Here is a 25,355-nt window from a genome sequence, read left to right as displayed (position 1 = left end):
CTGACCGGCGGGAACGACTGTGCGATAGGCCGTGTGCCGCACAGGACGGACCGGTAGGCTGCTCCGGTCGGCCCGGCCTGAGCAGACCCGAACCGGACCCGACATCACCAGCCCCGAAAGGAACGCGACGTGCCGCCGTCCAGCGCCAGCACCTCCGCCGCCGCAGCCAAGCCCGCAGGGGGCAGCGGCGGCGTCCAGTCCCTCGAGCGCGCCTTCGACCTGCTGGAGCGGATGGCCGACGCCGGTGGCGAGGTGGGTCTGAGCGAGCTCTCCAGCAGCAGCGGACTGCCGCTGCCCACCATCCACCGGCTGATGCGCACGCTCGTGGCCTGCGGCTACGTCCGCCAGCAGCCCAACCGCCGCTATGCGCTGGGCCCCCGTCTGATCCGGCTGGGCGAGAGCGCGTCCCGGCTGCTGGGCACCTGGGCCCGGCCGTATCTGGCGCGCCTGGTCGCGGAGACCGGCGAGACCGCCAACATGGCCCTGCTGGACGGCGACGAGATCGTGTACGTGGCGCAGGTCCCCTCGCCGCACGCCATGCGGATGTTCACCGAGGTCGGCCGCCGCGTACTGCCGCACTCCACCGGCGTGGGCAAGGCCCTGCTGGCCGGGCACCCGCCGGAGGAGGTCCGCGCGCTGCTCGGGCGTACGGGCATGCCGGCCGCCACCGAGAAGACGATCACCGAGCCCGACGTCTTCCTGGACGCCCTGGAAGAGGTCCGCCGGCTCGGCTACGCCGTGGACGACAACGAGCAGGAGATCGGCGTGCGCTGCCTGGCGGTGCCGGTGCCGGACTCCCCCACGGCCGCGGCGATCTCCATCTCCGGGCCCACGGGCCGGGTGACCGACGCCGCCACGGACAAGATCGTGCCCGTGCTCCAGGAAGTCGCCAGGGAGCTGTCGGCGGCGCTGGCCAGCCAGAATCCGGCCTGAGCGGGCGGGCCCGCCGGGGCGGATCAGTGACGCGCCCCCGGCAGGTCCCCGAACAGGTCGATCACCTTGCGCACTTCTGTGAGCGCGGATGCCAGCGCGCTGACCGAACCGACCGCACCCGCGATCAGAAGCAGCGAACGGCGTAACCGCGGCACCTCGGGGACGCCGCCGCGCACCATGGCGTCCAGGGCGGCCAGTTCCTCCTCGGCAACGGCGCGGTCGGGCAACTCGGCCGGGTGGCCCGCCAGTTCACGGCGGAGCCGGGACACCGCACTGCGCAGCGCCTCGGCACGCGGATCGTCCTCGATCCCGGTCACTCGCCTCTGCCCCTGCCATTGCTCCACAACTACGGCACCCTCCACGGCCGTTGACTCGCTTCGCAACGCACTTCTCCTTTACCCGGAGTGTGGCCCACTGCGCGACCGCGGATCAGTTAACGCCACCCTGTGCTGTGCGCGCCATACAGAGAGCGAAATTCGGACCGATGGATGACAGGTAATGTCCACCAGGACGGCCAACCCCGGACGTACCTGTCCGGAGTGCGTACCCTGCGGCCATCAGGTCCGTACCAGAGCCGGGGCCGGTGCGGGCGGAATCCCACGCGCCGCTTCTTGCACCGGACACCGCTGCTCACAAAGACCGGATCGACGGCGCTCCGTCGGCCCCGCGCGCGCCGCTCCATGGGGTAAGCAAGGCGCATGACGTCCGCATCAGACGACCCACACAGCCCCCGCGCCCCCTACGCCACACATGGCTCATATACCCCGCCCCCGTCCCGCCGGGCCCCCGTCGCCGGGCTGCTGCTGGCCGCCGGCGGCGGGCGGCGGCTGGGCGGGCGCCCCAAGGCCCTGCTGGAGTTCCGCGGCCGCCCGCTGGTGGAGCACGCGGCGCGGGTGCTGCGCGAGGGCGGCTGCGGCCCGGTGCACATCGTGCTCGGCGCCGCCGCAGGAGACGTACGGCAGCGGGCCGACCTGTCGGCGTACGAGGTGACCGAGAACTCCGACTGGGCGCGGGGCATGGGCACTTCGCTGCGGGCGGGGCTGGCGTCACTGGCCGGTTCGGGGGCCGGCGCGGCGGTGGTCTGCCTGGTGGACCAGCCCGGCATCGGCCCGGCGGCCGTCGCCCGCCTGGTGGCCGCGTACGGGGGCGGGGCGGAGCTGGCAGCGGCGGCGTACGGGGGCGGGCGCGGGCATCCGGTGCTCTTCGGCGCCGGGCACTGGGCGGCGGTCGCGGCCGACTCCGAGGGGGACCGCGGGGCGCGCGCCTACCTGGCGCGGCACGCGGCGGAGCTGGCCTTGGTGGAGTGCGCGGACGTGGCCGAGCCGTACGACATCGACACCCCCGAGGACCTCTTCCGCCTGGAGCGGTGAGCACCCGTGCGGAACGGGACGGCAGCGGGGAGACATCAGGGTGCGCCCCCGGATGGCACTGCGCGTCATTCGATCACCGCTTGTGTCGACGAAGAGAATCTCGATGTCAACAAACCATTGAACTTCCGCGATAAGGAAACTACTCTCCACTGGTCAGAAGCGTCCTGAACCCCAGACGGCGCCCGCGACCGCATCCCGGAACCGGCGGCACCCCGTGCCGCACCGTGTGTCCCGGCGGCCGCCAGGCACCGCCGCTGAATGGAGTGACAGCCCATGTCCGCACCAGCGCCGTCCCCGCTGGCCATCGTCGACGCCCGGCCCCTGCCCCGTCAGGACGAGGTCCTCACCGAAGCGGCCCTCGCCTTCGTGGCCGAACTCCACCGCCGCTTCACGCCCCGCCGCAACGAGCTGCTGGCCCGCCGCGCCGAGCGCCGCGCCGAGATCGCCCGCACCAGCTCGCTGGACTTCCTCCCGGAGACCGCGGCCGTCCGCGCGGACGACAGCTGGCGGGTGGCCCCGGCCCCCGCGGCACTGGAGGACCGGCGGGTGGAGATCACCGGCCCCACCGACCGCAAGATGACCATCAACGCCCTCAACTCCGGCGCCAAGGTCTGGCTCGCGGACTTCGAGGACGCCTCCGCACCGACCTGGGAGAACGTCGTCCTGGGCCAGCTCAACCTGATCGACGCCTACCAGCGCAGGATCGACTTCACCGACGAGAGCACGGGCAAGTCCTACGCCCTCAAGGACGCCGCCGAGCTGGCCACGGTCGTGACCCGGCCGCGCGGCTGGCACCTCGACGAGCGCCACCTCCAGCTCGACGGGCAGCCCGTGCCCGGCGCCCTGGTCGACTTCGGCCTGTACTTCTTCCACAACGCCCAGCGCCTGCTGGACCTCGGCAAGGGCCCGTACTTCTACCTGCCCAAGACGGAGTCGTACCTGGAGGCCCGCCTCTGGAACGAGATCTTCGTCTTCGCCCAGGACTACGTCGGCATCCCCCAGGGCACCATCCGCGCCACCGTCCTGATCGAGACCATCACCGCCGCGTACGAGATGGAGGAGATCCTCTACGAGCTGCGCGACCACGCCTCGGGCCTGAACGCCGGCCGCTGGGACTACCTCTTCTCCATCGTCAAGAACTTCCGTGACGGCGGCGCCAAGTTCGTCCTCCCCGACCGCAACGCGGTCACCATGACGGCCCCCTTCATGCGCGCCTACACCGAACTCCTGGTCCGCACCTGCCACAAGCGCGGCGCACACGCCATCGGCGGCATGGCGGCCTTCATCCCCTCCCGGCGCGACGCCGAGGTCAACAAGGTCGCCTTCGAGAAGGTCAAGGCCGACAAGGACCGCGAGGCCGGCGACGGCTTCGACGGCTCCTGGGTCGCCCACCCCGACCTCGTCCCGATCGCCATGGCCTCCTTCGACGCGGTGCTGGGCGAGCGGCCGAACCAGAAGGACCGGCTCCGCGAAGACGTCTCCGTGGCAGCCGGTGACCTCATCGCCATCGACTCCCTGGACGCCAAGCCCACCTACGAAGGCCTGCGCAACGCCGTCCAGGTCGGCATCCGCTACATCGAGGCCTGGCTGCGGGGCCTGGGCGCCGTCGCCATCTTCAACCTGATGGAGGACGCCGCCACCGCCGAGATCTCCCGCTCCCAGATCTGGCAGTGGATCAACGCCGGCGTCGTCTTCGAGAACGGCGAGCGCGCCACACCGGAGCTGGCCCGCAAGGTCGCCGCCGAGGAACTGACCGCCATCCGCGAGGAGATCGGCCCCGACGCCTTCGCCACCGGCAACTGGCAGCAGGCCCACGACCTCCTCCTCAAGGTCTCCCTCGACACCGACTACGCCGACTTCCTGACCCTGCCGGCCTACGAGCAACTGACGGGCTGAGACGCGCTCCACCCCTGCGCCCGCTGGCGCCCCCGGCACGCCACGGCATCGGGGGCGCCAGCGCGGGCACTGCTGCGGTACCAACCCGGATGCCAAGCTGCATGAGCTGGCCGGTGACCGGCAGGGGCGCTGGTCGGCGCCTAACGGATCACCACGGTGCGCTGTGCCGAGAAGTCTCCCCAGGTACCGTCGGGGAGCTTTGCGCGGATCTTCAGGGAGTGGCGGGTGCCTGGGGCGTCGAGGACGGTGAAGGTGTACGTCGCGCGGCCGGAGGGAGGTTCGGCGCCCCAGACGATCGTGGTGGCGAACTTCCCGTTCAGATACAGCTGATGCTCCTTGACCGGGGCGCCCAGCTCCGGCGGCTGCCAGGACAGCTCGATGCTGCGGGCGCCGCCCTTGGAGCGGGCCGTCGCGGTCAGGCCGGTGGGTGCGGTGTTCGGGCCGGCTCCCGGCGCGATGGCTGTGGTCAGGTCGAGGACGGCACTGTGCGGCGAGGAGTTGTCGGCCGCGTCGCGGGCGCGCACGGTGAAGGAGTAGATCGTGCCGGGCCGCAGCCCTGCGAGGTATGCGCCGCTCTGGGCGCCGGAGACGGTGTGGATCCGGGAGCCGGCCTGGTAGATGTCGTACGCGGTCACGGCCTGGTTGTCGGTGGACCGGCGCCACTGCAGGGTGACACCGGCCTTCGCCTTGTCCGCCCGCCCGGTCAGCTCCTGCGGCGTGGAGGGCGGCCGACGGTCCTCTCCGACGGCGCGCAGCGTGGTGGCGGAGACGGCCGCGCTCGCCACGGAGCGGTTGCCTGCTGCGTCGAGGGCGCGCACGGTGAAGGTGTATGAGGAGCCGGGCCGCAGGCCCACGATATCGACCATGAGGGTGCCGCCCGCCGCCTTCTTCACGACCTTGTCCTTCTCGTACACCTCGTAGCCGGTGACACCCCGGTTGTCGGTGGCCGCACTCCACATCACATGCACGGTGGACGAGCTGCCGGACTGCGCGGTGACCCCGGTGGGTCTCGAAGGACCCTCGGTGTCGCCCGCTTCGCCCGCACACCCGGCGAGCAGCAGGGAGAGCAGCGTGACGGCGGAGGCCGAAGCGGCTACAGGGGCGGGGCATTTCATGTCGCGACCTCCGGCTGACAGCAATGGTCCAGACCTGTATGGCACACCGCTGCGGCCCGCTTCAAGAGAACGGCACGCCCCAGTGGAACCGGACAGCACCCACGCGATCGCCGCACCCGGACCCAGCAGGCGATGGCGCCGGGTGAGAACCGCCCCAGCACCACGAACGCACAGATCGGGGCGAAGCCTCACCAGCACCTTGCCGGGCCGCCGAGTACGATCTCGGCCATGCCGTCGATCCCCCCGCAGAAGTTCGCACCAAATGACGAAAGTGCTATACGCGCGAACTCGCCGCAAACTAGGATCGAAACTGACGTAGCGGGCAGCGGGCAGCGGGCAGCGGGCAGCGGGCAGCGGGCAGCGGGCCGGAGGTCCGGGCGGGGCAGTCGGGCGGCCGTCAAGACGGTGTTGTTCGCGCCCCGTTCGGCTGTGGCCCTGCACCGGCTCCTGGACACCCTCCCCGTCTTCGCCGGTGACGAGCGCATACGCCGCAGCTTCACCCTCGTACCCGGCTCCGAGTTCGGCGCCGAGGCGCTCGCCGCGCTGGACTCGGCGGGGGCTCGCGTGGTGCCCTGGCAGCAGGCCCGCGGCACGGCGTACGACCTCACTCTCGCGGCCAGCCCCAAGGGCGAACTGCACCGGCTCCGCGGCCCCCTCGCCCTGCTGCCGCACGGGGCGGGCTTCAACAAGACGGTCGCAGGGGAGGGTTCGGACGACTCCGCCTCCGGCCTGGACCCCGCCCACCTGCTGCGCGACGGCCGCGCCCTGGCCTCCCTCTACGCCCTCGCCCACCCCAGCCAGGTCGCACGGCTCGCCGCGCTGTGCCCGCCGGCCGCCCAACACGCCGTCGTCGTGGGCGACCCCACCCTGGACCGGCTGCTGGCCTCCCGCGGCCGGCGCGAGAGCTACCGCGCCGCGCTCGACACCGGCGACCGCCGGCTGATCGCCCTCACCTCCACCTGGGGCCCGCAGTCCCTGCTCGCCCGGCACCCTTCACTCCCCGCCCACCTGGCAGCCCATCTCCCCCTGGACTCCTACCAGTTGGCGCTGATCCTGCACCCCAACGAGCACAGTGCGGCAGGCCGCCACGAGCTGCGCGAACGCCTCGCCCCGGCCCTCGCGTCCGGCATGCTCCTGACGCGCCCGTACGAGGAATGGGCCGCACTCCTCGTCGCCGCCGACGCCGTCATCACCGACCACGGCTCGACGGCCCTGTACGCAGCCGCTCTGGACCGCCCCCTGCTGGCCGCGCGCGACGGCGGAGACGAACTTCTACCCGGCTCTCCGATGTCCCAACTCCTGTCCTCGATACCGCAGTTGCCCGATCCCACCGCCTTCGAGACGGCCCTCGACAGCGACAGCCAGAGCGCCATCGGCAGGGCTGTCGAGCGAGCCCTCGACGGCGCCCTGACCACGCACCGTCCGGGCGCCACCCGCGCCCTCGCCGAGCCCGCCTTCGCCGAGCAGGGGCGCGCGCTGCACCGCCTGCGCGAGGAGCTGTACGCACACCTCGGCCTCACCCCACCCGGCACGCCCGTCGAGCCCCGCCTCCTCCCGCCGCCGCGTCGGCCTGCGGACCACCTCACCGCCTTCGCCGTACGCGCCCACATGGACGACGACCACATCCGCATCGACCGCCACCCGGCCCACGTGAGCACTCCCGCTCACCACATGGCGGCCGAGGAGAACGCGGCCGCGATCCGCCACACCCACAGCGCCGCACTCCTCTTCCGCCGCGCCCGCGCCGAACCCGGCACCGCCGCATGGACCGCCGCGGGCTGGACTGCCCACGCCCTCGCCACCTACCCCGGCTGCCGCACCGCCGCCGCGATCCTCTCCCCCACCGTGTGCGTACTGCGCCGCCTCGACACCCCTCTCCTGACGGCCCGCATCGAACCCCACGAGGACTCCGGCCGCGTCTTCCGCCCCGATCCGTCCGCCGCCCTCTCCGCCCTGCACGCCCGCCTCTCCACCACCCCCACCCCGCCCCACACCCTCAACTGCACCCTGGGCCACCGCACTTACCGCATCCACCTCACCCCCAGCACGGCCGCCGAGGCCTCCCACGAGCTCTGAGCCGGACTCAGGAACCCGGCAAACTGCGCGACCACCCCCACCGGCCTGCGACCTCACGAGCGCCACACCCGGCAACCCCGGCCGCTAGGCGCGCCCTTCCGAAAGATCCTCCTCCCGGCCCCCGCCCTCCCGCTCCCGGATCGCGCGGGCCGCCTCGCGACAGGCGGCCGCCGTCTCGCCGTCCGTGGCCTCGGACACTTCGGCGAGGGCTTCCAGCACGCGCACCTCGTCGAACGTGGATCCCCGGCGGCGCGCCCCGGCGAGAGCGGCCTCGTACAGCCGCGCCGCCTCATCCGGACGGCCCGTGCGCCGCAGCACCTGCCCCAGCTCGAATCCGCTGCGCGCGGTCATACGCTCGCGCCCCTGCTCCCCGGCCATCGCATGCGCCGCCTCCAACTCGGCCACCGCGTGGTCGAGTTCGCCGAGCGCGGCGTGCGCCTGCCCCAGCAGATACGTCAGCAGCAGCACCCCGTACGCGTTGCCGATCTCGCCGTGGATGCGCCGGGACTCCTCGAAGTCTGGTACGGCGGCGGCCCATTGACCGCGTACCGTGCACAGCTTGCCGCGGAATTCCAGGGCCGAGGCGCGCAGTTTGCGCTCCTGCGGCGCGCCCCCGAGCAGCTCCGTGGCGCGTACCGCCGCCACCAGCTCCCGCTCCGCCTCCTCGTGGCGTCCCTGCTCCCACAGCGGCCGGGCGAGCTGGCAGCGCATGCGGACCGTGGCGGGCAGGTGCTCGGCGCGCTGTGCGGCATCCCGTCCCGCGCGGAAGGCGTCGATGGCCTCGGCCGGGCGCGGGTGATCGAGCATATGTGTCCACAGCGGCTCGCACAGGCCCCAGGCGTCGCCGTCCAGCTCCTCCTCATAAGCGATCCGTACGCAGGCGTACAGGGCGTGCCGCTCGGCCTCAAGCCATCGCAGCGCCTCGCCCTTCCCCTCGAACGCGACGTCCTCGACGCCTGGTACGGCGGGCACCGGCCCGGCGAAGGTCATCCGCTCCCCGGCCGCCAGCACGTCCGCGCGCTGCGCCTGCCTCCGGTACCAGCGCACGATCCGCTGCCGCGCCTGCGCCGCCTCCCCTTCCGCGCCCTCGGCCCTGGCCCGCCGCGCCGCATGCCCGCGTACCAACGCGTGCATCCGCGCCCGCCATTGGCCGCCTTCGCCCCCACCCGGCTCCAGCAGTCCGGCGTTCTCCAGCTCCTCCAGCGCGTCCTCGGCCGCCTCCCGCCCGTCCCCGAGCAGCGCGGCGGCGCCCGGGGGCGCGACGTCCGGGCCCGGGTGCACCGCGAGCAGCCGGTACAGCCTGCGGGCCTCCCCGCCGAGGTCCTCGTACGCCGCGTCCCATACCGCCTCGATACCCGGCACCCCCTTCTCGCGCAGCTCGACGGCGAGTTGGCCGACCAGCCGGGCCATGTCGCGCCGCCGGTGCCTGCGCACCCATTGGCCGGCGACCCTCAGTGCCGCGGGCAACCCTGCGCAGATCCGGGCGAGTTCCGCCAGCGCCTCGGGCTCGGCGTCCGGCCGGGAGTCGTCCACGATGCGTGCCAGCAGCCGTACGGCGTGCTCCTGCGCGAGCGGGGCCAGCGGGACTTCTACGACGGCGCCGTCCTCCAGGTCGTACAGCCGCCCCTGCCCGGCGACGATCGCCACGCTTCCGGCCGAGGCGGGCAGCAGCGGCACGGCCTCCGCCCCGTACCGCACATTGTCGAGCACGACCACCAGCCGTCGGCCCCGCGTCCGGTCCCAGTACTGTCTGCTGCGCCCGGCGAACGACGCCGCCACCCACTCCGGACCGACCCCGAGCCCCCGCAATAACTCCCCCAGCACCTCGGCGACTTCGACTCCCCCGTCCCGCCGCACATCATCCAGATCGACGTACAGCACCCCGTCGGGGCAGCGCTCCTCCAGAGCCCTGGCCAGCCGGAACCCCAGCGCCGTCTTCCCCACCCCGCCCAGCCCGCTGAGCGCGACCACCAACGGCCCGTCCCGCCCCGCCCACTCCCGGGCGGCCCGGAACACCCGCGCCTGCTCCTCCTCCCGATCCTCGAAGTGCCCCACCTCCGGCGGCACCTGCCACGGCACCACCACCTCCTCCCCACCCCCATACACATTCAGCTCCCCCACCTGCCCAACCTGCACCAACTGCCCCACCCGGGCCCGCCCACCCACACTGTTGCGCACCTCATCACCCACGGGGCAACTCTAGGCGGGGCCGGGCCTTGCCGTTCGATATATCGGCCGCATCGACGGGCACCAGGCGTACGGATCGAGCCAAAGGCTCATATCCGGCCGTACAGGCAAATCCGTTTTGCCGCCATTCACTTGTCCGATAGCGTTGAGGCGCGCCGCGCGCCCTCCCCCAGAGGGTGTACGAGTCGCGGGTTTTCGGACTGGTGGATCCATGCCACATGGTGGCCTCACCTTCGTGAGGGCGGACTCCCGGTGGGGAATTCCCTGCCATTCCGACTCCTCAAGGAGATGCCTGGCATGAGCCCCGTCGAGTACACGCCCCCGCGCCGCACCTGGATCCGGGACATCGCTGTCGGTCTGGCCGTCAGCCTTGGCTCCGACGTGGTGCGGGGCTTGGTGCACGTAGCGGTTCGCCTCTTCGGCTGATGCCGTCGGGTGGCGGGTCCTGGGGACCCGCCAATTTCTTCGTGCGCAGCCGGCTCATGCCTTCCTGATGCGTTGGGCCCGCTGCGTTCGAGGTCGCGGCGGGCTAGTGTACGAAGCAGTCATCGCGGCCCGCCGGGCTTCCCCACGGGACATGCCCCCACCCGCACGAAATCTGTCGTGCCTGTGGGGAATTCCTTGTTACTTCGCAAGACGGCCGCCGAACTGGGCCCGCTCATCAAGCCCGTAGGACGCGATCAGCTGCCGCTCACCGAGCGTCTGGTCAATGAATACGTCCAGTCCCACCCCGCCAAGAAGCAACCTGGTAAAGGACTGATCGCGTCGTGGGAGAACAGTCTCCCGGACGTCATAGAGGCGCTCCTCACCTGTGGTCTGGGCGAGGTGGAAGTACTGATCGAGTACTCCACGCCGGGAATGGCGGGTGACGCGGATGTGATCCTGGCCGGACGGCATCCGCAGACCAAGGACCTTTCGTACGTCGTCGTGGAACTCAAGCAGTGGCGCAAGGCCGTGGTCTCACCGACCAATCCGATCGCGGTGGATGCCGGCTACGACAAACCCAAACTCCATCCGGTGCGACAGGTGCAGCGATACTGCGAATACCTGGTACAGCATCTTGCCCCGCTGAACGGGCACGCCGACCGGATCGCCGGTGTCGCACTGCTGCACAACGCCCGCCGCGAGGTCGCCTCGCTCTTCGACCTGAAGCCCTGCCGACACGGACGCCTGTACACCCGGGACCAGCTCGATCTGTTCAGAGGCTTCCTCACCACGCGTCTGGAGGCGGGGGCGTCGGGGAGTCGCGCCGCGGATGTGCTGTGCCAGGCACAGGAGTACCAAACACCCTCCTCCAGCGAGGCTTTCAGCCGTGTCGGCAGTGCGCACCCGGTCTTCGCTCTCCAAAAGGAACAGGAGATCGCCTTCCAGGAGGTCTACCAGAAGGTTCTCGCCGGTGACGCCGGGAGCAGCCGCAAGAAGGTCGTCATCATCCAGGGCGGACCGGGCAGCGGCAAGACCGCTGTCGCCGTGGAACTGCTGCGGGTGCTGAAGCAGGAAGGGCGCAATGTTGTGCACGCCAGCGGCTCCCGCTCGTTCACCAGCAACCTGCGCCGTGCCGCCGTCGCAGCCGCTCGGCGCGGGAACAAGGGCACCATGGAAAGGCAGGCCCGCAAGGACTACCGGTACTTCCAGCAGTTCGGCCACCTTGAGGAAAACTCCCTGGAAGTGCTCATTTGTGACGAAGCCCATCGGGTGCGCCGCAGATCCGACGGGCGAGACGTCAAGCGGTGGGTCAAGGAACTCGACCGCCCTCAGGCCGACGAACTCATCCACGCCGCCGAGGTGCCCGTCTTCCTGCTGGACGACTGGCAGTCGTTGCGCCCGGACGAAGTGGGGACGGTGGCGTATCTCAAGGAGCGTGCCGAGGCATGCGGGTGCACCACTGAGGTCATCGAGCTGCCGGGGATGTTCCGCGCCGAGGGCAGCGTCGCCTTCCGTGAGTGGGTGACACAGTTGCTCAGCCTCAGGACAACCGATGCGCCAGTGTGGGTACCTGACGGTCGGTTCGATGTGCGGCTGGCGGAGAGCCCCGAAGAAATGGAGACGTTCCTCGAGCAGCGGATACGCGAGGAGAGCGCCCAGGCGCGCATGACGGCCGGCTTCTGCTGGGAGTGGAAGACGCCCAAGAACGGCGAGTTGCTGGTAGAGGTCCAGATCGGCGACTGGCACCGCCCGTGGAACGCTAAGGAGGGGGTTCAGGTCGACGATGTGCCCGAGACGAGCCAGTGGGCGACCGACCCACGCGGTTTCGGACAGATCGGCTGTATCTATACCGCGCAGAACTTCGAGTTCGACTGGGCAGGCGTCATCATCGGACCCGACCTGGTGTGGCGTGACGGCGGATTCATCACCGACCGCACCAAGACCTTCGACGGAAAACTCAAGGTCTCGACCGTGAGCGACGAGCAGGTGAACCGGCTGATTCGGCACGCCTACCACGTACTGCTGACCCGAGCCCGGCGCGGCATCGTCGTGTACTCACAGGACACCCTGACCCGGAACGCTCTGCGTGGACTGATTTCCGGAACGGTCGCCGACTCCCCGCTGGCCAGGCCGAAGAGGAAGCGGAAGCCCGCTCCCCCGCCCACGGAGAAGGAACAGGCCGTCTCGGAACAGCTCGCGATAGAATTCGACTGATCGTCACTGCGGCCCGCCGGGCTTCCGCTCCGCGCCAGCGGAGTCTCGAAGGACATGCCCCCACCCGCACGAGTTACTTCGTGCTGCCTGGGGGCATTCCTTGCTGTTCCGTGATTCCGTGTCAGCGGTCGCTGCCGAGATTCTGTCCGGCTCCCTGTATTTCCGACTCACGGAGCAGTTCGTGCACGTGCACGGCCACAAGCCGGGTGCCTCGGAGGTGCGGTCCTGGGAGCGCAGCATTCCGGCGCTGGTCAACGCGCTGGGGGATGCCGGGCTGGGGCAGGTCGAGGTGATGCTGGAGTACGGGCTGCCGCTCAACAGCAAGCGGGCGGATGCCGTGCTCGCGGGTGTGCACCCCACGACGGGCGAACCGTCGTACATCGTCGTGGAGCTGAAGCAGTGGAGCCAGGCGGAGCCGGAGGACGGTGAGCCTCTGCTGTGCCGCGTGGACGCGTACACCCGGCCTGTGCTCAATCCCATCGAGCAGGTGCGCGGGTACTGCGACTACCTCCTGTCCTTCAACGGTGCTCTGGACGGGCACGCGGACCGCATCGCCGGAGTCGCCTATCTGCACAATGCGACGGAGTTCGGTATCGGCGGGCTGTACGAGGTGGCACAGGATGCCCGTGGACGGCTCTTCAGCGGGGAACGCCGCGGGGAGTTCATCGACTTTCTCGCTTCTCGGCTGGCTCCGGCACCGGGCGCGGCTGCTGCCGATGCGCTGCTGGCGGGGAAGGTACGGCCGTCCAAGCAGCTCATCTCTTTGGCGGCTCAGGAGGTGCGCGAGCGGGAGCAGTTCGTGCTGCTGGACGAACAGCGGGTGGCGTACGAAGTGGTTCTGACGGCGGTCCGGAAGGCGAAGGAGGCCGATCACAAGGAAGTGGTGGTGGTCACCGGCGGTCCGGGCACCGGCAAGAGCGTCATCGCGCTGTCGCTGCTGGGGGAGCTCTACCGACGCGGCGTCCCCGCACTGCACGCGACCGGATCCAGCGCCTTCACCAAGACGATGCGCAAGGTGGCCGGGGCGCGAAAGCGTGAAGTCCAGGATCTCTTCAAGTACTTCAACAGCTTCATGGTGGCGGAGAAGAATGCCCTCGACGTGCTGATCTGCGACGAGGCCCATCGCATTCGTAGAACGTCGGCCAATCGCTACACCCCTGCCAATCAGCGCACCGAGAAAGCGCAGGTCGAGGAACTCATCGATGCCGCTCGGGTACCCGTCTTCCTCCTCGATGAGCATCAGGTGGTGCGGCCGGGGGAAATGGGAACCGTCGAGGAGATCAAGGCCGCCGCCTCGGCCAAGGGGCTCAGTTGCCGTGTCGTGCCGCTGGACAGCCAGTTCCGCTGCGGAGGCAGTGATGCGTTTCTGCGCTGGGTGGTCCGGCTGCTCGGCCTCGAACCCGGCGGGGAGGTCGTGTGGGAACCCGACGGGAAGGTCGGCCTGGAAGTGGTCGACAGCCCCGAGGAATTGGAGGAGTTCCTTCTCGCACGCCGCAACGAGGGATACGGCGCACGGATGTCCGCCGGCTACTGCTGGACGTGGACGACGAAGGTCCCGTCCGGGCAGGCGCTCCCGGCTGACGTCGTGATCGGCGACTGGGCCCGGCCGTGGAACGTATACGGCGAACGCGCGGTGGCCGGCGCGCCCCCGGCCGCGCTGTGGGCAACCGACCCGGCGGGGTTCGGGCAGGTCGGCTGCGTCTACACCGCCCAGGGGTTCGAGTACGACTGGAGCGGCGTGATCCTCGGGCCCGACCTCGTGTGGCGCGACGATCGCTGGGTCACCGACCGCACGGCATCCAAGGATCCGGTGTTCAAGAAGTCCACCCCGGACGCCGACGTGGACCGGCTGATCCGCAACACGTACAAGGTGCTGCTGACGCGCGGCATGGTCGGTACGGTGATCTACTCCACGGACGCCGAGACCCGCGCGAAGCTGCGCCAGTTGGTCCACGGGACCAGCGCACGGCAGCCCGTGGCCTGAGCGCCCGTCCCGCTCGGGTCACAGCGTGGCCGCAGCATTCCGGCTGATGTCGCAGCGGCCGCTGTTCCGCCACGGGCCGGGCTCCGTTGACCACGGCTGCCAGGGTCTCAAGGCCCCTCTCCCATTCTCGCGGGCTAGGTGAGAACCGCCCCCAGGGCCACGAAGGCGCAGATGAGGGTGAAGAGGATGGTCAGGAGGGGCCAGGCGAAGCGGAGGTAGGTGTTGTAGCCGACCTTGGCCAGGGAGACGCCGCCCATGATGACGGCGGTGGTGGGGACCCAGAGGTTCATCCAGCCGCTGGCGGCCTGCCAGGCGGTGACGACGACGGCGCGGGAGACGCCCGCGAAGTCGGCGAGGGGGGCCAGGATGGGCATGGCGAGGGTGGCGTGGCCCGAGGTGGAAGGGATGAGGAAGGCGAGGGGGAGGTTGACGAGGAAGACCATGATGCCGAAGAGGGCGGAGGGGGTGCCCGAGACGACGCCTTCGATGGAGTGCAGAACGGTGTCAGTGATCTTGGAGTTGTTCATGATCGTGGTGACGCCGCGGGCGAGGACGATGACCAGGGCCGGGGAGATGAAGTCGGCCACGCCTTGGACGAAGGTGGCGCTGAGTGTGCGTTCGTTCATCCGCGCGATGACGCCGACCAGGACGGCTGCGACGAGGAACATGGCGGCCAACTGCGGGAAGGACCAGTCCAGTTCGAAGGCGTACGGGGCGGCGTCGCTGTCGCCGGTCAGGGCGCTCGACCAGGGGATGACCGAGAAGATCATGAAGGTGAAGACCAGGGCGACGGTCACCAGGACCGCCTTGTGCAGGCCGGTGAGCGGCGGCGGTTCGGCGGCGTCCTCGCGGGAGCGGGCGTGGTCTCGGTCGCCGGGGAGGAAGCCGACCAGGGAGCGGTCGGGGTCCGCCTGGACGCGGCGGCCGTAGCGGACGACGTAGGCGATGGTGACGGCGGTCAGGACCAGCCACATCGCCACCCGCAGCACGATGCCGTCGCCGAGGGAGACCTCGGCCGCCGAGGAGGCGACGCCGGTGGCGAAGGGGTTGACGGTGGAGCACAGGACGCCGATGCCGGCGCCGAGGATGATGGCGGCGGTGGCGACCATGCGGTCGTAGCCGAGCGCGAGCATGAGGGGGACGACCAGGCCGTAGAAGCCGAGCGTCTCCTCGGCGAAGCCCTCCACGGTGCCCAGGAGGGAGAAGACGGCCATGATGCCGATGATCAGCAGCGCGCCGCGGTCGCGGAGGCGGTGGGCGAGGCGGCCGATGCCGCGGTCCAGGGCGCCGGTGGAGAAGACGACGGTGATGAACGCGCCGATGGCCAGGACGAACAGGAAGACGCCCGCGCTGCCGTAGAGCTCGCCGCTGAGCGTCGGGCCGACCTGCCCTGTCTTGGCGTCCTGGACTCCGTACAGGCCGTTGACCGGGGAGAGGAAGAGGTCGTTGAGGCGGTCCAGGAAGGAGCGGGAGGACTCCTCGCGGTGGTAGGTGCCCTGGATGGGGGTGCCGGAGCCGTCGCGGTCGTAGGAGCCGGCGGGGATGACGAAGGCCAGGACCCAGACGGCGAGGGTGACCAGGGCCAGGACGGTCAGCGCGCTGGGGAAGGTGAACTTGCCCTTGGGGGAAGGGGCTTGGGGTTCGGCGTCGGTCTGCTGGTCCGTCATGAGGTGCCTCCGGGGCGGTGGGCGGCGGCGTACTCGTGCAGGAAGGCGGCCTCGGCCAGGACCGCGGCGCGCAGTTCGGACAGCAGCACGCGTTCGTTGGGGCCGTGCAGGTTGCAGAGGTTGTCCTCGGCGCCGAAGAGGAGGATCTCGGCGCCCGGTACGGCCCTGGCCAGGCCGTTGACCAGGGGGATGGAGCCGCCGGTGGCGGCGTGCGCGGGCTCGGCGCCCCAGGCTCTGCGCAGGGCGGTACGGGCCGCGCGGTAGGCCGGGCCGCCGGTGTCCGCCTCGAAGCCGGGGCCCGCGTCGCCGGGGGTGACGGTCAGCGCGATGCCGTACGGACGCAGCTTCTCCAGGTGGGCCACGAGCGCGGACAGGGCCTCGCCCGGGTCCTGTTGGGGGTGTACGCGCAGGTTGAGTTTGGCGCGGGCCCAGGGGACGACGGCAGAGGCGGCGTGCTCGACGGAGGGCGCGTCCAGGCCGATGACGGTGATGGCCGGGCCGCTCCACAGGCGCTCGCCCAGGCCGCCGGAGCCGATCAGCGGCATGCCGGGGCGGACCCCGGCCAGCTCCCTGAACTCCTGGTCGGTGAAGGTGGTTCCCTCCCACGGCTCGCGGCGCAGGCCCTCGACGGCGACGTCGCCGTGGACGTCGTGGAGGGTGGCCAGGGCCTTGAGGAGGGCGAGCAGCGCGTCGGGGGCGGCGCCGCCGTACTCGCCGCTGTGCACGGCGGCGTCCAGAGTGCGGACCTCGACGGTCAGTTCGGCGGCGCCGCGCAGGGCGGTGGTGAGGGTGGGGGTGCCGGGGCGGATGTTGCCGGTGTCGGCGATGACCATCGCGTCGCAGGCGAAGCGGTCGGGGTCGGTGGGCGGGTAGTCGTCGAAGGCGCTGCCGTACTCCTCCTGCCCCTCGAAGACGATCTTGATGCCGACCGGCGGGCGGCCCCGGTACGCGCGCAGGGCGCCGATGTGGACCAGGAGGTTGGACTTGTCGTCGGCGATGCCGCGGGCGCGGATGGCCGGTCCGTACTCCGGGTCCTGGAAGTCGGTGGGCTCGAAGGGCGGGGAGGCCCACAGCGCCTCGTCGCCGGGCGGCTGGACGTCGTAGTGGGCGTAGAGGAGGACGGTGGGGGCGCCCGGGTGCGGGGGCGGGATCTCGCCGGTGATGATGGGGGCCGTGTCGGGGAGGGCGAGTTCGCCGATCTGCTCGACACCGGCGTCCCGCAGGAGTTCGACGACCGCGTCGCGGGCGGCGAGGACAGGCTCGGGCGGGAAGCCGGGGAAGGCGATCGAGGGGATCGCCGCCAGGCGCCTGAGGTCGGCGCACAGGCCGTCCATCAGCGCGTCGACCGTGGCCGCGAGCCCGTCGCCGCCCGCGCTGTTGCCGCCCTCGTCGCCCGCTCCCGCGCCGCCGCCCGCCGGGCCGTTGACTGCCAGGTCCACCGCGGAACCCCTTTCCGTGCCGTGTGCCGCCGCCGCTACAGCGGTTGCTCTTGCTGTTGCTGTTGCTGTTGATTTGTTTGCTGTCGATCTGTTCGCTGTCGACATGCCGGTTGCCTCGTGACGATCATGCAGCATATAGGGCAAATCAGGGCACGCTTCGGCAAGCGGGGCGGAGGGGGAGGGAGGCCCGGCCCGGACCGGACGGGGTCGCGACTCGCGAGAACACGACGGGCGGACCGAGGGGCTGGGCAGCGTCGGGGCATACGGGGTGCGGGAGGTGACGGGTCGTCGGAGAACGGCCGCGCACCGGGACGGGCGGGGCTTGGCGATCCCCGGAGCAACGTCGAGACGTACGAGGTGCAGGTGGCGACGGTCCGCCGGAGCGCCCCGCCCACCGGGACAGGCGGGGCACGGCGACGTCCGGAGCAGCATCGAGACGTACGAGGTGCAGGTGGCGACGGTCCGCCGGAGCGCGCCCCCGCCAGGACGAGGGGCGCGGCGGCGCCCCAAGCAGCGTCGGGGCGTACGAGGGGCAGGAAGTGACGGTCTGTTGGGGGCAGGCAGAAAGCCCGAGTGCTCGGAGGTACGTGTGAGGGCGCGGGGAGGCAGGGGTCCCGAGTTACGTGGGTGGGCCGCCCATGGTGAGGGCGGCGCGGAGGGCCGCGTCGCGTAAGGGGGTCAGGTGGCGGGTGTGGGCCATGCGGTTCATCAGGCGTGCGGTGCGCGCGAGTTTGTGGGTGGTGGGGCGGCGGGTGGTGTCGTAGGAGTGCAGTGCGGCCGGGACGGTGGGCTCGGTCAGCAGGGCGCGGGCCAGGGTCACGCCGTCCACCAGCGCCTCGCAGGCGCCGCGCCCGAGGTCGGGGGTCATGGCGCGGGCGGCGTCCCCGATGAGGGCGATACGGCCCTTGACGTACGAGGGGAGCGGCGGGGCCAGGCGGTACAGGTCGTGCCGGAGCACGGTGGCCTGCCCGTCGGCGCCGATACGGTCCAGGACGCCGCGCACCTCGGCGTGCCAGTGCCCGAACCGCGTGCGCAGCTCGGCGACTTCGCCGTCGGGCGCGCTGAGCCCGCTGGGCACCCAGGCGCAGGCGAACCAGTTGGTGCGCCCGCCCTCCTGCGGGGTGATGCCGAAGCGCAGGCCCTCGCCCCAGGTCTCGGTGACGGCTCCGGTCCCGCCCGGGACCGTGCCGCGCCAGGAGGTGGCGCCCACGTACACCGCGCGGTGGGCGGGGCCGAACAGGGCGGTGCGAGCCGGGCTGTTGATCCCGTCGGCGGCGATGGCCACGTCGTACGCGGCGGCCCGCTCGCGGATGTCCTCGACGGGTTCGCCGAAGCGGACGGTGCCCGGCGGGACGGCGTCGTACAGACAGCGCAGCAGCGCGGGGCGGGACAGGAGGCGGACGGCGTCGCCGGTACGGCGCACCATGCCCGCGGTGTCCAGGGTGGCGATGCGGCTGCCGTCGGGGCGCAGGAAGGCGCCGCCGGTCTGCGGCCGCCCCAGGGCGCGTACCTGCGCGCCCACGCCGAGGGCGTCCAGGGCACGCAGCGCGGAGGGCCACATGCCCAGCGCGGTGCCGGCGGCGGGGAGTGCGGCGGACCGTTCGAGGACGTCGACGGACCAGCCGCCCCGGCCCAGCAGGGCGGCGGTGGCCAGACCGCCGATGCCGCCGCCGATGACGACCGCCGTGGGCTTCATGGACCCACGGTACTATGTTTGTAGTATTCGGGCGCCGGGCGGTCCGCCGGAGAGTGCGGTACCTGGACGGGCGGCGAGCGGCACAACGGGGCGAAGGGACGGGCACGGTGGCACGGCGGCGGGATCAGGTGCTGGACGCGGCGATCGGGGTGCTGGGGGCCGAGGGCGCGCGGCGCCTGACGTACCAGGCCGTCGACGCCGCGGCGGAGGTGCCCTCGGGCACCACCTCCAACTACTTCCGCAACCGCGCCGCGCTCATCGACGGCATCGTGGACCACCTCCAGACACTGGACCGCCGCGACTGGGAGTCCTTCGCCGAGCGCACCGCCCCGGCCGACGCCGGTGAACTGGCCGACGCCATGGGCCGTTTCGTACGCCACTCGCTGGGGCCGGGCCGGGCCCGTACCGCCGCGCGCTTCGCACTCTTCCTGGAGTCCGCCGCCCGCCCGGAGCTGCGTCCGCCGCTGGCCCGGGGGCGGGCGGCGGTCCTCGCGTGGGGTACGCAGTGGATCGCCCGCTTCGGGTCCGGCGCGCCGGAGCGGGACTGCGCGATGCTGCTGGACTATCTGGACGGGCTGGTCCTGCACCAACTCGCCTTCCCCGAGGAAGACTTCGCACCGGAGGCGGGCATCCGCGCGCTGCTGGACGGACTGCTGCGCGCGGGCTGAGCGCTCCGAGGTGAGCGCAGTGGTGGCAACGCGGGCCGATGGAGACCGACCGCGGCAACGCGGGCCGGTGGAGACCGACCGTGACAACGCGAGCCGGTGGAGACCGACCGTGACAACGCGAGCCGGTGGGGGCTAGCCGCGCCCGCACGGCGGCGCCGCATGCCTTCATGGCCCCGCGTCCCTACGGGGTCCGGAGGCCCGCGGACTTCGACGAGCCCGCTCGAAGGGGCTGTGCGTGCGGACGGAAAGGGCAGCGGTGGGGCTGCGGGCGCGTCGTGGCCGGTCGCGCGGTTCCCCGCGCCCCTTCACAAAGGGCACGACCCCGTCCGGCGGAATTCGCTGGCCGCCGGGGGCCGCCTGTGGTGGGGTGACGCAGATGACCACACATGACGGCAAGGCGCAGTCGGCGGATGAGGTGGCGAAGCGGGCCGCCGCGTACCGGATCGCGTACGACGAACAGATGCGGGGGCGCGGCTTCGCGCCCGGCCAGGAGGGCGTCGAGCGGGTCGGGCCCGTGGTGCGCCACAGCCTGAGCGGGCAGGGCGGCATCGTCCTGTACCGCGATCTGGGCGGCCTGGAGGGGGACGCGCTGGATGCCTTCATCGCCGCCCAGCGCGATCACTTCGCCGCCCTGGGACAGGAGGTGGAGTGGAAGTACCACGGGCACGACCGCCCCGCCGATCTGCCGGAGCGGCTGCGGGCGGCGGGATTCGTCCCCGGCGAGCGCGAGACCATCATGATCGGTGAGGCGGCCGAGGTCGCCGCCGAGCCGGGCGCCGAGCCGCCGCTGCCCGAGGGGGTGAAGCTGCGCGAGGTCACCGGGCGGGCGGACTTCGAGCGGATCCGTGAGCTGTCGGAGACGGTCTGGGGCGAGGACGCCGGGTGGCTGCCGCCCGCCATGCAGGAGTGGGTCTCGGGGCCCGGCGACCCGTGCACGGTGGTCGTCGCCGAGTCGCTGGCGGACGAGGTGGTCTGCGCCGCCTGGGTCCGCTTCCACACGGGCACGGACTTCGCCTCCCTGTGGGGCGGCTCCACGCTCCCCAACTGGCGCGGCCGGGGCCTGTATCGCGCCTTGGTCGCGCACCGGGCCGCGCTGGCCGTCGCGCGCGGCTTCCGGTACGTACAGGTCGACGCGCTGGACACCAGCCGGCCGATCCTGAACCGGCTGGGGCTGGTGGCGTCGGCCACGACCACGCCGTATGTCTGGCGGCCGGGGGGCACGGCCTAGGACCTGTCGGCAAAGTCCCGTCTGTCGGACGCCGCCAGGCAGACGGGACTTTGACGACAGGCCTGGCCCTCCCGACCCCCTCGTCACGGATTGAGCAACGGCCCCTCCCCCATCGGGTTGAGCAGGTCCGCGCGGCCCTCGAAGGCGTACAGGAGCAGGTCGGGCATGGTGAAGACGCCGGGGCGGCGGGAGGGCAGCCAGGGGCGCCACTGGGGGTCGCGCACGAGGGAGTGGAGGCTGCCCTCCATCGCCCGGTGGAAGACCTCGGCGACGAGCCGGCCGCCGACGCCGGTGAGGCGGCCGGGGCGGGCCGGGTTGACCTCGGCCTCGCGCAGTACGTAGAACCACAGCGGCGTGTGGGTGGCCAGTTCGGTGCGCTGGTCCGCGGTCAGGCCGTCCAGCGTGGCGCCGTTGCCGTCGCCGCGCAGGATCTCCGCGTCGGTGAGCGGTTCGAGGTCCATCTCCTTGGCCATCTGGGGGCCGGTGGCCAGCTCGACCATCGCGGCGCGGGTGAGGTTGCGGAAGGCCAGATTGCGGTGGATGGGCTGCGCCACCGGGCGGCCGCGGCCCGCGAAGGTGCCCGCGGGGAGCGTGGCGAGCGGGTCCACGAGCCGGGTGTCCAGCCGCTTGGCGAGGTTGAAGTCCTCGGCGGGTACGGCCAGATCGGGGCGGCCGGCCGCCGCGAAGTCGAACAGCCGGCGGTAGTCGGTGATCCAGTTGCCGGGCAGGCGCAGGTTGTCGCCAGAGTGGACATCGTCCAGGTCCGCGAGGTCGTCGGGGCCGGGTGAGAGGTTGCCCGAGGTGCCGCTGAAGCGGAACAGCGCGCCGAGCCGGGCGGCGCCGCCGGGCCCGCCGTGGGAGTTGAAGAAGCGGTTCCACTGGTACTCGCCGCGGATCATGCTGTGGCCCAGCCGGTAGGCGGCGACGGAGAATTCGATGGGCATGGTGGCGTGGCCGCCCGCGCCCGGCTGGACGTGGCGGCGGCCTTCGGTGAAGACGTCCTCGACGATCGCGGGGTCCACGATGCGCGGCAGGAAGTCCGTGCGCAGCATCCACTGGTAGTGCTTGACGACCTGCTCGCGGGTGGCGCGGAACAGCAGCCGCGCGGGCACGCCGCGGCGCGCCAGCTCCTGGTGCAGCCGGTTGTGGAAGCGGATGAACGCCAGGTGGAGCTGGCCGACGGCGAGGTTCTCGTCGTTGCGGGCGTCGGGGATGAGCGCCGCGCGCCGCTCGGCCCGGGTGCCGCCGACGCCCGCGCGCGGCAGGTCGAAGCCCACCTGGTCCTTGTTGGCGGCGGGTACGTCCGGCGGTACGGGCACGCCGAGCGTGGCGCCGACCTTCAGGCGGCCGTCGTGCTCGTAGAAGGGGCGGCTGCTGGAGTGGCCGGGCCCCAGGCCGTACAGCGAGTCCAGGTCGAGGGCCGGCGAGCGGCCCTGGAGGAGATCCTCCACCGGGACCGGATCGCCCAGGCCCACCTGGGTGGCGTCCATGGTCAGGTCGTGGTCGACGAACTGGCCGAGGTAGGTGTAACCGGCCGGGACGGCGCCGCCCTTGTCCGCGTCGGAGTCCGGGGCGGGGCCGACGGCCTCCGAGGTCATGGCGCGGGCCAGGTCGGCCCGCAGCCGTGCGCTGATCTGTACGCCCTTGGTCCGGCTCAACCTGGAGAAGCGGAAGCTCAGTTGCTGCTCCGCCACGGTCGGGATCCGCCGGGAGGTGCGCTCCCCGTCGGATTCCAGGACCCGCCAGTCGTTGACGACGAAGAAGCTCTCACGATGGTGCCGGCGCATGGTGGTTCCCCCGTTTTCCTGCTTCCCCCGTAAGCCGCCGCCGGTCCCCCTGTGGCGCACGGCTGCTGTCCCCCGAGGGGTCCGAGCCCCCGCACGGACTCCCTCACAGTGTCAAACGCCGTGTGCCGTAAGGCGGTTGCCTGCTCCTGACGGGTATACGTCAACCCTTGCGTCTGGTAGGAAAGCTTCCTAACGATTGGGGAACCCCCCACGGCCCACTCCCTAGCTGGAGGACCCATGCCTGCCCGATCGCAAGGCCCGGCCATACGCAGGCCCGCCACCCGTCTCGCCCTGGCCCTGACCGTGGTGGCCGGGCTCGCCGTACCGGCAACGGCCCTGCCCGCAACGGCCGTTGCTACCCAGCCCACCCCGGCGCAGAACACCCCGGCGCAGAACACCCCGGCGCAGAACACCCCGGCCCAGGACACCCCGGCGCAGCCCGCCGCGGGCACCGTGCGCGCCGCGGCCGGGCTCGACGACCCGGCGAAGAAGGAGATCGCGATGAAGCTGGTCTCCAGCGCCGAGAACTCCGACCTGAACTGGAAGGACCAGTACAAGTACATCGAGGACATCAAGGACGGCCGCGGCTACACCGCGGGCATCGTCGGCTTCTGCTCCGGTACGGGCGACATGCTGGACCTGGTGGAGCTCTACGCCCAGCGCAAGCCCGGCAACATCCTGGCGAAGTACCTGCCCGCGCTGCGCAAGGTCAACGGCTCCGACTCGCACGAGGGCCTGGACCCCCACTACACCAAGGACTGGGAGAAGGCCGCCAAGGACCCCGTCTTCCAGCAGGCGCAGAACGACGAGCGGGACCGGGTCTACTTCGACCCCGCGGTCAAGCGGGGCAAGGCCGACAAGGTCGGTGTGCTGGGCCAGTTCGCGTACTACGACGCGATCGTGATGCACGGGGACGGCAGCGATCGCACCAGCTTCACCAACATCCGCCAGCGGGCGCTGGCCAAGGCCAAGCCGCCGGCCCAGGGCGGCGACGAGGTGACCTACCTCAACGCCTTCCTGGACGCGCGGGTGTGGGCGATGAAGCAGGAGGAGGCCCACGAGGACACCAGCCGGGTGGACACCGCCCAGCGGGTCTTCCTCAAGAAGCGCAACCTCGACCTGAACCCGCCGCTGGACTGGAAGGTGTACGGGCAGCGCTTCCACATCGGCTGACGCGCCCGCGGTGCCGGCCGGGCACCCGGCCCGGCCGGCCCCCGTCAGTGCGCCGGAGCGGCCGTCGGCTCGGGGGCGCTGCCCGGCTGGTGGCCCGCCGACTCCAGCGGTGGCTCGCCGCGGTCGCGGCCCAGGTGGTTGAAGGCGAGGTTGAGCACGATGGCCACCAGGCAGCCGGTGCTGATGCCGGAGTCCAGGACGACCAGCAGGTCCTTGGGGAAGTGGTGGTAGAAGGACGGCGCGGCGATGGGGATCAGGCCGATGCCGATGGAGGCCGCGACGATCAGCGCGTTCTCGCCCTTCTCCATGGCGGCCGAGGCCAGGGTCTGGATGCCGCTGGCGGCCACCGAGCCGAACAGTACGATGCCCGCGCCGCCGAGGACGGGCAGCGGGACCAGGGAGATGACGGAGGCGGCGACGGGGCACAGGCCCAGCACGATCAGTATGAGGCCGCCGGTGGCGACGACGAAGCGGCTGCGGACCTTGGTCATCGCGACCAGGCCGATGTTCTGGGCGAAGGCGCTGTTGGCGAAGCCGTTGAAGACGGGGCTGATGGCGGTGCCCAGGCAGTCGGCGCGCAGTCCGCCCTCGATGGTGCGCTCATCCGCGGGCCGCCCCACGATCTTGCCGAGGGCCAGCATGTCGGCGGTCGACTCGGTCATGCACACCAGCATCACGATGCACATGGAGATGATCGCGGCGATCTCGAACTGCGGGGCGCCGAAGTGGAAGGGCGTCGGGAAGCCGACGATGTCCGCCTCGGTGATCGCGGAGAAGTCGGTGATGCCGACGGGCACGGCGACCAGGGTGCCGGCGACCAGCCCGAGCAGGATGGAGATCTGCCGCAGGAAGCCGCGCAGTACGCGCCGCAGGACCAGGACGATGGCGAAGGTCAGCACCGCCATGCCGATGTTGGTCAGCGATCCGTAGTCCGGCGCCTTGCTGTTGCCGCCCTGGGACCAGTTGAAGGCCACCGGGAGCAGCGAGACGCCGATCAGGGTGATGACGGTGCCGGTGACCACCGGCGGGAAGAAGCGTACGAGCTTGGAGAAATAGGGGGCGAGCACAAAGCCCAGGACCCCGGCGACGATGACGGCGCCGAAGATGATGGGGAGGGCGTTCTCGGGGCTCTCGGCCTTGCCGATGGCCACCATAGGGGTCACTCCGGCGAACGAAACGCCGTTGACGAAGGGGAGTTTGGCGCCGACCTTCCAGAAGCCGATGGTCTGCAGGAGGGTGGCGATGCCCGCGGTGAAGAGGCTGGCGCCCATCAGGAAGGCGGTCTCCACGGGGGTCAGCCCGCAGGCCGGTCCGACGATCATCGGCGGGGCCACCACGCCCGCGTACATCGCGGCCACGTGCTGCAGGCCGCTGGTGAACATCTTCAGGGGTGGAAGGGTCTGGTCGACCGGGTGTTTCCGGTCCCCCTGCGCACTCGGTGTGGAGGGTGCGGCCACTGCGGGCCTCCTTCGATTTCTGTGTCACCGAGGGGGTGT

The 25,355-nt window shown here is 71.5% G+C and carries 18 protein-coding genes; 10 read left to right on the top strand and 8 right to left on the bottom strand.

What is annotated here, in order from left to right:
- The first annotated feature begins 129 nt into the window (after nt 1–129).
- On the top strand, nt 130–933 hold the full coding sequence (locus tag AC4IJH_RS03540; protein WP_490849976.1) for an IclR family transcriptional regulator: 804 nt from the start codon (nt 130–132) through the stop codon (nt 931–933).
- Between the two features lie 23 nt (nt 934–956).
- Here the strand turns inward: AC4IJH_RS03540 and AC4IJH_RS03535 are convergent, their stop codons facing one another.
- Nucleotides 957–1,250, bottom strand: coding sequence for a DUF5955 family protein (locus tag AC4IJH_RS03535; protein WP_490849975.1), 294 nt, complete (start codon nt 1,248–1,250; stop codon nt 957–959).
- A gap of 480 nt (nt 1,251–1,730) precedes the next feature.
- Between AC4IJH_RS03535 and AC4IJH_RS03530 the strand changes: the two genes are divergently transcribed.
- Nucleotides 1,731–2,303 carry a nucleotidyltransferase family protein gene (locus AC4IJH_RS03530; protein ID WP_490850042.1) on the top strand — a complete coding sequence of 191 codons (573 nt, stop codon included), beginning with the start codon at nt 1,731–1,733 and terminating at the stop codon, nt 2,301–2,303.
- 273 nt (nt 2,304–2,576) lie between these two features.
- Nucleotides 2,577–4,199: a malate synthase A gene (aceB, locus tag AC4IJH_RS03525; protein ID WP_490849974.1), complete on the top strand. Its 1,623-nt coding sequence runs from the start codon at nt 2,577–2,579 to the stop codon at nt 4,197–4,199.
- Nucleotides 4,200–4,339: 140 nt separating this feature from the next.
- Here the strand turns inward: aceB and AC4IJH_RS03520 are convergent, their stop codons facing one another.
- A complete protein-coding gene (locus AC4IJH_RS03520) occupies nt 4,340–5,314 on the bottom strand; it encodes a fibronectin type III domain-containing protein (protein ID WP_490849973.1) in 975 nt (324 codons plus the stop codon).
- Between the two features lie 429 nt (nt 5,315–5,743).
- On the opposite strand from AC4IJH_RS03520, the gene AC4IJH_RS03515 reads away from it, so the two are divergent.
- Nucleotides 5,744–7,390, top strand: a complete 1,647-nt coding sequence (locus AC4IJH_RS03515) for a translation initiation factor 2 (RefSeq protein WP_490849972.1) — start codon at nt 5,744–5,746, stop codon at nt 7,388–7,390.
- Between the two features lie 84 nt (nt 7,391–7,474).
- Here the strand turns inward: AC4IJH_RS03515 and AC4IJH_RS03510 are convergent, their stop codons facing one another.
- Nucleotides 7,475–9,469, bottom strand: a complete 1,995-nt coding sequence (locus tag AC4IJH_RS03510) for a hypothetical protein (protein ID WP_490849971.1) — start codon at nt 9,467–9,469, stop codon at nt 7,475–7,477.
- 405 nt (nt 9,470–9,874) lie between these two features.
- On the opposite strand from AC4IJH_RS03510, the gene AC4IJH_RS03505 reads away from it, so the two are divergent.
- The 3 genes from AC4IJH_RS03505 to AC4IJH_RS03495 all read left to right on the top strand — a co-directional run bounded on the left by AC4IJH_RS03505 (nt 9,875) and on the right by AC4IJH_RS03495 (nt 14,201).
- Nucleotides 9,875–10,003 (top strand): DUF6408 family protein, encoded by a 129-nt coding sequence (locus tag AC4IJH_RS03505; protein ID WP_490849970.1) that lies wholly within the window; start codon nt 9,875–9,877, stop codon nt 10,001–10,003.
- Nucleotides 10,004–10,198: 195 nt separating this feature from the next.
- Nucleotides 10,199–12,217: a DNA/RNA helicase domain-containing protein gene (locus tag AC4IJH_RS03500; protein WP_490849969.1), complete on the top strand. Its 2,019-nt coding sequence runs from the start codon at nt 10,199–10,201 to the stop codon at nt 12,215–12,217.
- Between the two features lie 100 nt (nt 12,218–12,317).
- The gene (locus AC4IJH_RS03495) at nt 12,318–14,201 is read left to right on the top strand and encodes a DNA/RNA helicase domain-containing protein (protein ID WP_490849968.1); all 1,884 of its coding nucleotides are present in this window, start codon (nt 12,318–12,320) and stop codon (nt 14,199–14,201) included.
- A 134-nt stretch (nt 14,202–14,335) separates the two neighbouring features.
- Here the strand turns inward: AC4IJH_RS03495 and AC4IJH_RS03490 are convergent, their stop codons facing one another.
- The 3 genes from AC4IJH_RS03490 to AC4IJH_RS03480 form a co-directional block, all read right to left on the bottom strand.
- Nucleotides 14,336–15,868 (bottom strand): YfcC family protein, encoded by a 1,533-nt coding sequence (locus tag AC4IJH_RS03490; protein ID WP_490849967.1) that lies wholly within the window; start codon nt 15,866–15,868, stop codon nt 14,336–14,338.
- Nucleotides 15,865–17,202 carry a M20/M25/M40 family metallo-hydrolase gene (locus AC4IJH_RS03485; protein WP_490850041.1) on the bottom strand — a complete coding sequence of 446 codons (1,338 nt, stop codon included), beginning with the start codon at nt 17,200–17,202 and terminating at the stop codon, nt 15,865–15,867. Before AC4IJH_RS03485 ends, AC4IJH_RS03490 begins: the two co-directional genes overlap by 4 nt.
- A gap of 724 nt (nt 17,203–17,926) precedes the next feature.
- Nucleotides 17,927–19,003 (bottom strand): FAD-dependent monooxygenase, encoded by a 1,077-nt coding sequence (locus AC4IJH_RS03480; RefSeq protein ID WP_490849966.1) that lies wholly within the window; start codon nt 19,001–19,003, stop codon nt 17,927–17,929.
- 107 nt (nt 19,004–19,110) lie between these two features.
- On the opposite strand from AC4IJH_RS03480, the gene AC4IJH_RS03475 reads away from it, so the two are divergent.
- Nucleotides 19,111–19,671 carry a TetR/AcrR family transcriptional regulator gene (locus AC4IJH_RS03475; protein ID WP_490849965.1) on the top strand — a complete coding sequence of 187 codons (561 nt, stop codon included), beginning with the start codon at nt 19,111–19,113 and terminating at the stop codon, nt 19,669–19,671.
- Between the two features lie 376 nt (nt 19,672–20,047).
- On the top strand, nt 20,048–20,899 hold the full coding sequence (locus AC4IJH_RS03470; RefSeq protein WP_490849964.1) for a GNAT family N-acetyltransferase: 852 nt from the start codon (nt 20,048–20,050) through the stop codon (nt 20,897–20,899).
- Between the two features lie 83 nt (nt 20,900–20,982).
- Here AC4IJH_RS03470 and AC4IJH_RS03465 read toward each other — a convergent pair whose 3' ends face one another.
- Nucleotides 20,983–22,686 carry a peroxidase family protein gene (locus AC4IJH_RS03465; protein ID WP_490849963.1) on the bottom strand — a complete coding sequence of 568 codons (1,704 nt, stop codon included), beginning with the start codon at nt 22,684–22,686 and terminating at the stop codon, nt 20,983–20,985.
- A gap of 237 nt (nt 22,687–22,923) precedes the next feature.
- Here AC4IJH_RS03465 and AC4IJH_RS03460 point away from each other — a divergent pair, with 237 nt between their 5' ends.
- The gene (locus AC4IJH_RS03460; RefSeq protein ID WP_490849962.1) at nt 22,924–23,859 is read left to right on the top strand and encodes a chitosanase; all 936 of its coding nucleotides are present in this window, start codon (nt 22,924–22,926) and stop codon (nt 23,857–23,859) included.
- Between the two features lie 44 nt (nt 23,860–23,903).
- On the opposite strand, the gene AC4IJH_RS03455 is transcribed toward AC4IJH_RS03460, so the two are convergent.
- Nucleotides 23,904–25,316, bottom strand: a complete 1,413-nt coding sequence (locus AC4IJH_RS03455; RefSeq protein ID WP_490849961.1) for a nucleobase:cation symporter-2 family protein — start codon at nt 25,314–25,316, stop codon at nt 23,904–23,906.
- Nucleotides 25,317–25,355: the final 39 nt, after the last annotated feature.

The organism is Streptomyces sp. UF-297 (assembly GCF_058245575.1).
This window is presented reverse-complemented; position numbering and strand designations above follow the sequence as displayed.

Excerpts from the sequence above, each read along its gene's own strand:
- AC4IJH_RS03520 (WP_490849973.1), bottom strand. The coding sequence starts at position 5,314 with ATGAAATGCCCCGCCCCTGTAGCCGCTTCGGCCTCCGCCGTCACGCTG.
- AC4IJH_RS03480 (WP_490849966.1), bottom strand. The coding sequence starts at position 19,003 with ATGAAGCCCACGGCGGTCGTCATCGGCGGCGGCATCGGCGGTCTGGCC.
- AC4IJH_RS03470 (WP_490849964.1), top strand. The coding sequence starts at position 20,048 with ATGACCACACATGACGGCAAGGCGCAGTCGGCGGATGAGGTGGCGAAG.
- AC4IJH_RS03460 (WP_490849962.1), top strand. The coding sequence starts at position 22,924 with ATGCCTGCCCGATCGCAAGGCCCGGCCATACGCAGGCCCGCCACCCGT.
- AC4IJH_RS03490 (WP_490849967.1), bottom strand. The coding sequence starts at position 15,868 with ATGACGGACCAGCAGACCGACGCCGAACCCCAAGCCCCTTCCCCCAAG.
- aceB (WP_490849974.1), top strand. The coding sequence starts at position 2,577 with ATGTCCGCACCAGCGCCGTCCCCGCTGGCCATCGTCGACGCCCGGCCC.
- AC4IJH_RS03465 (WP_490849963.1), bottom strand. The coding sequence starts at position 22,686 with ATGCGCCGGCACCATCGTGAGAGCTTCTTCGTCGTCAACGACTGGCGG.
- AC4IJH_RS03505 (WP_490849970.1), top strand. The coding sequence starts at position 9,875 with ATGAGCCCCGTCGAGTACACGCCCCCGCGCCGCACCTGGATCCGGGAC.
- AC4IJH_RS03485 (WP_490850041.1), bottom strand. The coding sequence starts at position 17,202 with ATGGACGGCCTGTGCGCCGACCTCAGGCGCCTGGCGGCGATCCCCTCG.